This window comes from Methylibium sp. (assembly GCF_013817365.1).
Classification (GTDB): Bacteria; Pseudomonadota; Gammaproteobacteria; order Burkholderiales; family Burkholderiaceae_C; genus Methylibium.
Window position 1 is genome coordinate 1 of record NZ_JACDCU010000125.1, and the last position, 9,360, is coordinate 9,360.

At 69.5% G+C, this 9,360-nt stretch carries 4 protein-coding genes and 2 pseudogenes; 2 read left to right on the plus strand and 4 right to left on the minus strand.

All coding sequences use genetic code 11. The annotated features are described in order from the left end of the window. Window positions 1–766 (minus strand): annotated as a pseudogene (locus H0W38_RS09685) (hypothetical protein); the annotation flags it as partial. 359 nt (window positions 767–1,125) lie between these two features. Between H0W38_RS09685 and H0W38_RS09690 the strand changes: the two are divergent. Further along, window positions 1,126–3,621, plus strand: a complete 2,496-nt coding sequence (locus H0W38_RS09690) for an ATP-binding protein (protein WP_292453294.1) — start codon at window positions 1,126–1,128, stop codon at window positions 3,619–3,621. Window positions 3,622–3,641: 20 nt separating this feature from the next. Here the strand turns inward: H0W38_RS09690 and H0W38_RS09695 are convergent, their stop codons facing one another. Together H0W38_RS09695 and H0W38_RS09700 are read right to left on the minus strand one after the other, a co-directional pair. Beyond that, a complete protein-coding gene (locus H0W38_RS09695; RefSeq protein WP_292453297.1) occupies window positions 3,642–4,955 on the minus strand; it encodes an AI-2E family transporter in 1,314 nt (437 codons plus the stop codon). A gap of 417 nt (window positions 4,956–5,372) precedes the next feature. Continuing rightward, on the minus strand, window positions 5,373–5,693 hold the full coding sequence (locus H0W38_RS09700) for a BON domain-containing protein (protein WP_292453301.1): 321 nt from the start codon (window positions 5,691–5,693) through the stop codon (window positions 5,373–5,375). Window positions 5,694–6,022: 329 nt separating this feature from the next. Between H0W38_RS09700 and H0W38_RS09705 the strand changes: the two genes are divergently transcribed. After that, window positions 6,023–8,434 carry a catalase gene (locus H0W38_RS09705; protein ID WP_292453299.1) on the plus strand — a complete coding sequence of 804 codons (2,412 nt, stop codon included), beginning with the start codon at window positions 6,023–6,025 and terminating at the stop codon, window positions 8,432–8,434. Between the two features lie 77 nt (window positions 8,435–8,511). On the opposite strand, the pseudogene H0W38_RS09710 reads toward H0W38_RS09705, so the two are convergent. After that, window positions 8,512–9,360 (minus strand): annotated as a pseudogene (locus tag H0W38_RS09710) (sodium:proton antiporter); the annotation flags it as partial.

Sequence of the window (9,360 nt, forward strand, 5' to 3'; positions counted from 1 at the left end):
GCAGCGGCCGGGCCTGCCAGCCGGCTTCACACGCGGCCAAGCCGGTGCGATGCGGGCCCTGCGGGCTCAGCGCCGGAAAGTAGCGGGCCTGCGGTGGCGCCCTGCCGCACTCGTGGCGCCAGTGGGTCAGAAACTGGTCCTGCAGCAGCGCCACGGCCGGCCCCTCGATGCGCAGGCAACTGCCGGCGCCGGGCGAGCGCGGGGGTGCCAAGCCGCCGAGGAAGGCGACGTGCCCGTCCACGACGATCAGACTCAGACTGCGTTGCGTGTGGCGCTGGGCCGTGCGGCCCAGCCAGGTTTGCGCTCGCGCCAGCCAGCGCGACGCGCAAACGTTGATGCCTGCCTGCCGCAGCAGCGTGGCATCGCGCGCCGCGCCGGACCGCGATCCGTCGAGCAGCAGGTTCACGCGCACGCCGGCACCGGCCCGGGCGATGAGCCTGCGCGCCAGCGAGGCGGCCACGGCCGGAGCGATGAAGGCCGGGCTTTCCAGATTGATGTGCTCGCGGGCGCGGTCGATCGCTTCGAACAGCGCCGCCCAGGCCGACTCCCCACCGCGCAGCAACTCGACGCGATTGCCGCTGACCAGCGGCTGGCCGAGGCTGCGTGTCAATGCGTGAGCCAGCGCATAACGGGGCGGCGAAACGACGATCCCACTGCCCGCAACGGGTGGCTCCTTCGGCTCTAAAGGCCCGGTGCGCACGCCGCGCGCCAACGGCAGCCGTCGAACCTGGGCGCTGCGCCCGGCGGGGTGGGGCCCGCGGGTCATCGACGTTGCATGGGAAGCCGGGTGAGGGCCCGTCTCCTGAGTCACGCGGATCCTTTTTTTGCAGCATCAAAGTCGGTGATTGCTGCGCAGCGGCCGGGCGGTGTTGCCACCGCCCGGCACGTGGCGGCAGCAGCCCGGAGCAGCAGCCGGCGTGCCCATGCGACGACAGGGGACCGGGAAGAAGCGGGTCGTCGTGGCTGATGCAGTGGCCCGCCCTGTGATCAAGTCCAAGGCATGCACGAGTCGCGGCACGTCGATTGCTTGACCGCCCGCAGTCGTTCTGCACCAGCCGCTGTGGCTGTGCGCGGCCTTTGTATGCAAGGATGCCGCATGAAAGAACGAGCCTGCCCGTCGCAACGATGAGCGCGACCCCCACCCGGAGTTCGGAGCAGGCTGCTGCCCTTCAAGACACTTCCGTCTCGGCTTCGCCACCCTTCGCGCCCATGCTGGTCGGCGAGCCGGGGCCGGCATTGGAATCGGTTCGTCCATCCCTCGCCGCGCCCCCCGTCGCTTCCACCCCGCGAGCACCTTCGCGCACCGGCCGCATTGCGGTCGCGCTGGTTGTCACCGTGCTGGCTGCCCTGGCCCAGTGGGGGCTGACGAGCCGGCTGGGCATGCCGATGGCTTTCGTGCCGGCCTACCCGGCCGTGATGGTGGCCGCCTGGTACGGCGGCTGGTGGGCCGGGGCGCTGGTGACCGGCGTGCTGGCGCTGCTGCTGCCGGTGCTGGCCGGCGCAGCGTGGAACGAGCCCACGCTGGTGGCGGTCGGGCTGATCCTCGGGTTCGGCCTGCTCAATGCGGCGCTGGCGCAGTCGCTGCGCCGTGCGCGCGAGCGTTCGCAGGAGCGCGCCGAGGCGCTGTCGCTTTCGCAGCAGCGCCTGTCGGGGGCGCTCCGATCGACCGGCGTGATGCTGCTCGAATTCGACCCTGCATTGCGCTGCACGTGGCTCTACAACCCGCCGCCGGGCGTCGATGAGGCGGCGCTGCTCGGCCATCCGGCCGAGGCGCTGTGCGCGCCCGCCGATGCCCTGCGCCTGCGCGCGGCGCTCGGCCAGGTGCTCGACAGCGGCGAGCCGCAGCGCATCGACGTGGCGCTGCCGCCCGGCGCGCCGGGCGAAGAGGCGCGGTGTTACGAACACTGCATCGTTGCGCTGCGCGACGCAGCGGGGCGCACCGTCGGCCTGCGCAGCGCCGTCAGCGACGTGAGCGCCTTGCGCTCCCAGCAGGCACGCGAGGCCGAGGTGCAGGCCTTGTTCCGCGCGGCACAGGAACGCTCGCCGGACGCTTTCGAGCTGCTGCGCGCCGTGCGCGAAGGCGGCGGCAAGGAGGGGCGCATCGTCGACTTCGTATGGGAGTACGCAAACCCCGCGGCAGCCACGCTGCTAGGCCGCAACGCCGAAGCGCTCGTCGGCCAGCCGTTGCTCGGCGAGCGGGCCGACCGCTTCCAACGCGCGCGCTTCACCCACTGGTGCGAGGTCCTGTCCGCCGGCGAGCCGCGGCGCGGCGAGTTCCGGCGCGACGAACACGGCCGCAGCACCTGCAGCTACCAGACGCTCGTGCTGCCCCTGGGCGAGCGCCTGGCCGTCATGACGGTCGACGCCACCGTGCCGACGCGCCACCTGGAGGCCGAGCGCGAGCAAAGCGCCGCCCTTCAGCGTGCCGCCACGCTCAAGGACGACTTCCTCGCTCACCTGAGCCACGAGCTGCGCACGCCGCTCAATGCCATCACCGGCTGGGCCCACCTGCTCACTCGCGTGGGCGCCGACCCGGCGCTGCTGCAGCGCGCGGCCGAGGCGATCGGCCGCAATGCGCATGCGCAGGCGGTGCTCGTCGATGCGCTGCTCGACATGAACCGCGTGGTCAGCGGCAGCCTGCGGCTCGAGCGCCAGCCCTGCGACCTGAGCGCGGCGCTGCAGCGCGCGCTGGCCACCGCGGCGCCGCTCGCGCAGGCCAAGTGGATTCGCCTGCACACCGAGGACATCGCCACCGGCGTGCCCTGCAACGGCGACTCGGCCCGACTCGAACAGGTGTTCGGCAACCTGCTCAGCAATGCCGTCAAGTTCACGCCGCTGGGCGGCGACGTGTGGGTCGTGCTAGAGCGGGTGGACGGCAACACGGCGCTGATCGAGATCCGCGACAGCGGCGAGGGCGTGGCGCCTGCGGTGCTGCCGCACTTCTTCGACCGCCTCCAGCAGCGCGCTTCCGGCACGCGTTCGCATGCCGGGCTGGGCCTGGGGTTGACGATGGTCAAGAGCCTCGTCGAGCTGCACGGCGGGCGCGCCTCCGTGCACAGCGACGGGCCCGGCCTGGGCACGACGGTGCGCGTGCACCTGCCGACCCTCGAGCAGCCCGATGCGCAGTCCGGTGAAGCGCCGGCCCGGCCAGCGGCCACCGACGCGGCCACGGCCGCGGCCGTGAGTTCCGTCAACGGCAGCGCGACGGGCGCGCAGGACCTGGCAGCGCCCCATGCGGCGCCGCTGACTTTCCGGCGCATCCTCGTGCTCGAGGACGAGGCCGATTCGCTGGAGGTGCTGTCGGTGCTGCTGCGCCAGCAGGGCGCCGTGGTGCGCGCCTTCGACAACGCCGAGCAGGCGCTCACCGCGGCCGAACACGGCAGCTTCGATCTGGTCATCAGCGATCTGGGCATGCCCGGCATGAACGGGCTGGAATTCATGCGCCGGCTGCAGCGCCGGCCGCTGCCGGTCAAGGCGATTGCATTGACCGCCTATGCCGGCGAGACCGAGCGCGCCGAGGCCCTCAAGGCCGGCTACACGCGCGTGGAAACCAAGCCGATCTCGCCGCCGCACTTCCTGGCGGTGGTGCTGGCCGAGGTGGGGGCGCCGGCGGCCGGCTGATTGCGGTCCGCTCAGGCGCCTCAGGGCTGCGCCGGAGGGCTCGGCGGATCGGTTCGGTGATCGGTCGTGGACGGAGCACCGGCGGCCATGCGCTGCGCGAGGCTGTCGGACACCCCGGTGCTGCCCATCCGATGCCCCACGCCGTCCGACACCTCGTAGGTGCGGCGCCGCTTGCGCAGGAGCGAGCGCAGCGACGGCGGCGCAGCCTTGTTGCCTTCGAGGTAGACACCGAGCAGGCGCAGCCGGCGGTTGCGCTTGCACACGGTGCGGATGCCCACGAGGATCGGCACCGCGATGATGGCGCCGGCGATGCCCCACATGAAGCCCCAGAACATCACCGACAAAAACACCGCGAGCGGGCTCAGTGAAAGCCGGCGGCCGACGAACCAGGGCGTGATCAGGTTGGCCTCGATCGCGTGGATCAGCAGGAAAGCGGCCGCGGGGGCCACCATCAGGTCCGCGGTGGGGAAAGACAGGATGCCGGCGACCAGCAGCACGCCGGTGATCATCAGCGGCCCGATGTAGGGAATGAAGTTGAGCACGCCGGCCACCGTGCCCCACAGCACGGGACTGGGCAGGTCCAGCGCCATCATCGCGCCGGTGGTGACGAGGCCGACGCAGAAATTGATGACGGCCAGCGCGGCCAGGTAGTGGCCGATCTCGCGCTGTGCGCTGCGCACGCCGCCGAGCACCAGCGCGCGCGTGCGTCGCCGCGGAATCGCCTCGACCGTGCGCGAGAGCATCCAGTGTTCCGACGCGAGCAGAAAGTACAGCAGGATGACCACCGCTGCCGCAGAGATGCCGACCGTGACGCTTTTCCCGAGCACGGCGCCGGTGAGCTCGACGCTCTCAGCGGCGATCTTGTCCTTGAGCGGATCGGGTGGTGGCTCCGGTGGCGCGGCGCTTGCCGCCGCCCGCGCTTCGAGGCGCGAAAGCGTCGCTGGCGGCTGCCTGGGCTCCGGGGTCGGCTTGGGCGGCAGCGCGAGCAGCGGGATGGTGGAGCGCAGCCGATCGAACTGGTCGATCACCTGCTGCAGCGTGGTGGGCGCCCGCTCCAGCCACGACGCGGCCGGATTGACGAGCATGCTGCCGAGCAGCCCCGCGCCGCCCAGCAAGGCCAGCACCAGCAGGCCGGCGCCGGCCACTTCGGGGATGCCGCGGCGGCGCATCAGGCGCACGGGCGTGGCCAGCACGAAGGTCAGCACGATCGCGACGACGATGGGCAACAGCAGCGGCTGGCCAAGCTTGATGAAGAAGACCAGCGCAATCCAGAACAGCCCTTTGCCGACCCAGTTGGGCGGCGTGGGCAGCGGCGACGAGTCGGGCAGGCTCACCGGCGCACCGCGCAGGCAAGCGCACGTTCGCGCCGATCAATGACACGACGGAATGGCACCACAGGCCTCGCGATCACTTTTTTGGAGAAGGGGAATCTTGCAGCTTACATGCCATCGCGGCCTCGCGACTTCCGCGATCTTCGGCGGCGCAACGGCACCGTCGTGCAAAGCGTTTCGGTAGGAATTGCCGTAAGCGCCGGCGTCGTCGCTTGCATTCAGGTCGATCCGGCGGCGGGCAGAGCGGGCTGAACACCCGCTTTTCCCGCCGTTTTGGGCACCGCGAGAAACCCGCAAGCACAAAAGAAAAAGCCACCGGCAAATCGCTTTGCGGGTGGCCGAGGCCTTCTCTTTCCGCCGGGGCGAACCGGCGACTCGCGCAGCTTCACTCTCCTGGGGTTCGTGAAGCTGCGCAATGCTTCAGTTCGCGGGGCGAACGATGATGTCGTTGCGAACACCCTTCACCTCGGGCGTGCTGCGGGCGATCTCTGCAGCGCGCGCCTTCTCGGCCGCAGTGGTGGCGAAGCCGGAAAGTTGAACCATGCCGTTGACCGAACCGACGTCGATGCGCATCGCGCTGACCTTGTCGTCTTTCGCGAAGTTGGCCTTGACGCGCGTGGCGATGGTCTTGTCGTCGATGTACTCGCCGACGCTGCTCTGACCGCTGGTGACCGCGCAGCCGCTCATGGCGAGGCCGCCGAGGCCGATCACGAGAGCGCATGCGTAAAGGGTCTTGTTCATGTTGAGTTCTCCAGGTTTGACGAAGCGAGAGCGGAAGCCACCATGGCCGGAACCGCTCGCGATCCTTCCGAAAGCAATTGACGGGCCCGGTTTTGCCCGCTCTTGCGTTTCGGGTATGGAGATTGCCAACGACTGTCGGCTGCGAACTGTGCTCCGGTGAGCGCGGGCGCGCACCTCATTCATCGAAGAAAGACATCATGGCCACGCGCAAACCCAAGTCCCCCCTGCCCGCATCCGCGTCCTCAACCAATCCGGCGTCTGCACCGTCAACAGCGGCGCGCCGGCCGGCTTCGGGTCCGCCGGCCGCCCCGACAGATGTTGTCGGCTCCATGCTCGCCACGGTGTCCGGCCCTTCGAGCGCCGGTCTGGCTGCCGGCGACGAACAGAAGTTCGAGACCGAGCCGCAGCGGCGCCTGGCCAGCCAGAAGCTCGGCGCCGATGCGATGGGCATGGCGCTGCCCGACAACCCGCTCAAGGCCGTCGATTACGGCCATGAAAGCGCGCTCGCACCGAAGACCGGCGCATCGACCACACCGCCCAATGAGATCGACACGGCCAGCACCGTGACCGAGGACACCGCGTCCGGGAAGGTCGGCGACGGCGTCCCGAAGGCCGGCTACAACCCGGCGGCCGAATCGCTCGATCGCGTGCGCGTGGACTCCGGCGGCCAGACGCTGACCACCAGCCTGGGCGTGAAGATCGCGGACAACCAGAACTCCCTCAAAGCCGGCCTGCGCGGGCCTGTGTTGCTGGAAGATTTCGTCCTGCGCGACAAGATCACTCACTTCGACCACGAGCGCATTCCCGAGCGCGTGGTGCATGCGCGGGGATCAGCCGCGCACGGCTACTTCGAGTGCTATCAGCCGCTGACCGATATCACCAAGGCGGCGCCCTTCACCGAGGCCGGCAAGCGCACGCCGGTCTTCGTGCGCTTTTCCACCGTGCTGGGCGAACGCGGCGCGGCCGACCTCACGCGAGACGTGCGTGGCTTCGCGGTCAAGCTCTACACCGACGAAGGCAACTGGGACCTGGTCGGCAACAACATCCCGATCTTCTTCATCCAGGATGCGATGAAGTTCCCCGACCTCGTGCATGCCGCCAAGCCCGAGCCGCACAACCAGATGCCACAGGGCGCCAGCGCGCACGACACCTTCTGGGACTTCGCGGGCCTGTCGCCCGAGATCACGCACATGCTGATGTGGGCCATGAGCGACCGCGCCATCCCGCGCAGCTACCGCATGATGCAGGGCTTCGGCGTGCATACATTCCGGCTCGTCAATGCGGCCGGCGAATCGGTGTTCTGCAAGTTCCACTGGACGCCCACCGCGGGCACGCACTCGGTTACCTGGGACGAGGCCGTCAAGATCAACGGCGCCGACTCCGACTTCCACCGCCGTGACCTCTGGGAAGCCATCGAGGCAGGCGTGTACCCCGAATGGGAACTGGCGCTGCAGGTCTTCACGGAGGAGCAGGCGGAAAGCTTCACCTTCGACGTGCTCGACTGCACGAAGATCGTGCCCGAGGAACTGGTGCCGCTGCGCCCGGTCGGGCGCATGGTGCTCAACCGCAACCCCGACAATTTCTTCGCCGAGACCGAACAGGTGGCCTTTTGTACTCAGCACGTCGTGCCCGGCATCGACTTCACCAACGACCCAATGCTGCTGGGGCGCAACTTCAGCTATCACGACACGCAGCTCTCGCGCCTGGGCGGGCCCAACTTCAACCAGATCCCGATCAACGCGCCGGTCGTGGAGGTGCACAACAACCAGCGCGACGGCTTCCAGCGCCAGGCCATCCCGCGCGGTCGCGTGGCCTACGAGCCCAACTCGCTGGCCGGCGGCTGCCCGTTTCAGGCCGGCGTGACGACGGGCTTCGTGCCGTTTCCGCAGCCGATTCCCGACGCACAAAAGCTGCGTGGCAAGCCCGAGAAGTTCGCTGATCACTACACGCAGGCCACGCTCTTCTGGCGCAGCCAGACGGCCGTGGAGCAGCAGCACATCATCGCGGCATTCCGCTTCGAGCTGACGCGCGTGCAGACGCCGGCGATCCGCGAGCGCATTCTTTCGCTGCTGGTGAACGTGGACGAGAACCTGGCGCTCGGCGTGGCAGACGGCTTGGGCATGGCACTGCCGGCAGGCCAACAGCGCGCGTTGCCGAATCCGCCCAAGCCCGAGGTCGAGTCGTCCGCGGGCCTGTCGCTCTTCGCGCGGCCCGGCGACGGCAGCATCGGGGCGCGCCGCGTGGCGCTGCTGGTGTGCGATGGCGTCGATGCGCTGAGCCTTCGCGCCGCACACACGGCACTCGCGCAGGCCGGCGCCGCGCCGCGCTTCCTGGGCGCGCGGCTCGGCCAGGTCATGGCGGCGTCGGGCGAACCCATTCACGTGGAGGCGACGCTCGAATCGATGCCCTCGGTGCTGTGGGACGCCGTGGTGCTGCCCGACGGCGACGCTGCGCAGGCGGCGCTTGCCGGCCTGGGCATGGCGGTGGAATTCGTCAAGGACCAGTATCGCCATTGCAAGCCGATGCTGGTGCTCGGTAGCGCCACCACCTTGCTCGAAGCAGCGAACGCTTCGGCGCAGTTGCCCGACGGCAGCGCCGACCCCGGCATCGTCGTCGCACCGCCGGTCGAGCCCGATGCCGCAGAGCCGCTGGGCGGCGTGACGAGCGCCATTCAGGCGTTCATCGGGGCGCTGGGCAAGCACCGCCACTTCGAACGCGAGGTCGATCCGCCGCCGGTGTGAGCGTCCGCGGGGCGGATCGATGCGTTCGCATCAGGCCTCCTGCAGAGCAGGGGGCCTGTCGTGCGGATGTTCCTCGACTAAGGGTTGTCATTCATCGACCGGCGCTCGCGCTTGCGCATCTTGTCGTATCGCGCCATCAGGGGTGTGACGGAAATGCCGTGCGCGACGATCGAGGCCACCACGGCCGATAGCGTCAATGCGACCAGCGTCCGCGCGACGGTCGGATCGAGGCCGTGCGTCATGGCATAGCCCAGGTAATACAGCGAGCCGATACCGCGCACGCCGAACCAGGCGATCAGGCGGCGTTGGGAGCGGTCGGTGGACGTGCCCGCCAGCCCCACCGCGACAGACACCGGGCGGATGACCAGGAACAGCACCGGCACGAACCACCAGGGAACGAGCGACCAGTCGACCATCCACAGCATCACACCCACGAGCACGACCGCCGCGACTTCTCCGATTCGCTCGATCTGCTCTGTGGAGCCGAGCATGGCGTGCGCCATGAAGGCCGGTGCGTGCGCGGGGTGCGTCGCGACATGATCTGCGTCGATCGGCGGTGTCGGGTTCGTCAGCGACTGCTCGACGACGGCCTCGGGCTTTGGTGCGGGAGCGTCCGATTCGCCGCGGCTCGCGCGGGTCTCCCTGCGTTCGACCCGGCGCAGCGCAACACCAGCCGCAAAGACCGCAAGGAATCCGTAGGTCGTCGCCGACAGCGCCACGCCGTACGACAAGGCGATGAGCCCCAATGCGAGGAAGTCGTCGTAACCGACCGCCTGCTGGTGTCGCAAGCGCAGCCAAAGGACGAGCCGGCCCATCAGCGTGCCCAGCGCCGCACCGATGGCCAGCCCACCCAGGATGGCCCACAGCACATCGACCATGAGCCAGCGCGCGCCCCAGTCTCCCAGCGGGTGCAGACCCAGCAGGCC